The 1,722-nt window shown below is 38.4% G+C and carries 2 protein-coding genes; both read right to left on the reverse strand.

Annotation, left to right across the window (positions count from 1 at the left end):
• Positions 1 to 1,192: hypothetical protein (locus F7D73_RS00940; RefSeq protein ID WP_228117590.1), on the reverse strand; the 1,192-nt coding region annotated here is incomplete at its 3' end.
• Between the two features lie 71 nt (positions 1,193 to 1,263).
• Complete coding sequence (locus F7D73_RS00945) at positions 1,264 to 1,659, reverse strand: hypothetical protein (protein ID WP_153121874.1); 396 nt, start codon at positions 1,657 to 1,659, stop codon at positions 1,264 to 1,266.
• Positions 1,660 to 1,722 lie beyond the last annotated feature (63 nt).

The raw sequence follows: 1,722 nt of genomic DNA on the forward strand, positions 1-1,722 counted from the left end.
CATCACACTTTCCGTCATTGATACGAAAAGAAGCTATTATTGGATTGAAGGTCTTGTAAAAGCTGCCATTGAAAGGGTCTAAACCTTTCTGTCCAACAATATCCTCTTTCTCATATCCATCCATAGGCCATGTCAATTTTTCACATCCTGTCCACAATTTGTTATTGAACAAGTCGAATACAAAGTGAAGATAGAAATACTTGGAATATTCCAAGTCGAAATCTGGTGCAATCATCTTACCTGACGTGTAATCGTTGATGTTGCGAATCAATACGGCAGGAGCATTGTAAAAGCTATAGTCCCATACGCTGTCTACTTTCTCTCGAAGAATCTTAGGTAGAGAGTAGGATATGCCAATATGGGATGAGTCCAACATATTTGCAGACAAAGCTATATAGAATACTTCTCCTTGTTTCACTAAATTTTGGAAATCATTGTCTGGCACAGAAACAAATTTCTTTCTCTCGGTCTCGTCTGCTTGGAAGAGTCTCTTGAAATTGAATGCGCCACTTTCTTTGTTAAACAGCATTATGCCATTGTTCAGCATGTCGTTAAAGAACAGGTGTCCATTCTCTATCTTTGGAATATCATATATTGTAGATATTTCAACTCCATTTTTCGTGTTGACCGCGATGTCTGTCTGTTTCCATTTCGGCATAGGAATGCTTATTGCTGCAACCTTGTCTGCCACCTCTTTATATGAGTCTTTCTTATCCAACTCATACATGTGAGGAGCGATTCTCTTTTTACGGTTTACCAACTGCTTCACGAACTCTCTCCCTAATACCGTATATTGCCCACCAGTGATGAACACGCCTTCTTTGGGGACTAATTTGAGAATATACAACCCATACATTCCTTCAGAATTAAAACTGAAGATATTGCTGTAAACTGATTTCGTATCATAAAGATAGTAATCAGCCTTATAGTTATTCTTGGAATTATACCAACTTGCGGTCGTAGAATCCTCATATACTGTTATCAGCAACAACTTATTGTTCGGATTGTTGCATTTCAGTTTTTCGTAAAATGCAGGAATTGCAGCTTCACATCTAAAGCATTCGGCAGGACTATAAAGAATCGCATAAACTGTATCTTCCTTAATGTTTACAGAATGCAAATAATCAGACAGAAATCCTTCTGTATTAGGCTTCTGTCTGATTCTCAAGTCGTTCTGCTCCATTTCATTCATATAGTCACGACTCTGTGAATACAGAGTCGTGCAAAACATAATGAAAAGGAGTCCTAAAATATGCCTTATTTTCATTCTACCACATTTTCTTTGAACGTACCACCCAATTTCATTGTTTCAACCTTGATGTTTGCCTTTGTTTCTGACACAGAGGATGGAACAAAGAAATTGTTTACAGACAATGTGTTTCCTTCAACATCCTTTACCTGCTGCATCACCAAAGTCTGGTCTTCAAATGATACCAAACTTGACTCTATGGTTCCACACTTTCTGATAGTTGCTCCCTTGCAAGGATTGTTTGCGTTGGATGAAGCCTTTGAACCATAGAAAGTAGATACTGTCTTGTCTGGTGTAGATGAGCTAAGAGCTTCATCTGATACTGCAGAAGTCGCAACCTCATTCACGTTTCCTGCAAATGCAGTACCACATACAATAGCAGCAACCATACTCATGAAAAACTTCTTCATTTTTTCAGTCCTTATGCAACCTCTACAATAATAGCACAGCTTGGTCGGGGTCTATTAAAGCCA

The sequence above is a fragment of the Segatella copri genome, from assembly GCF_009494395.1.
GTDB lineage: Bacteria > Bacteroidota > Bacteroidia > Bacteroidales > Bacteroidaceae > Prevotella.

Excerpts from the sequence above, each read along its gene's own strand:
- F7D73_RS00945 (WP_153121874.1), bottom strand. The coding sequence starts at position 1,659 with ATGAAGAAGTTTTTCATGAGTATGGTTGCTGCTATTGTATGTGGTACT.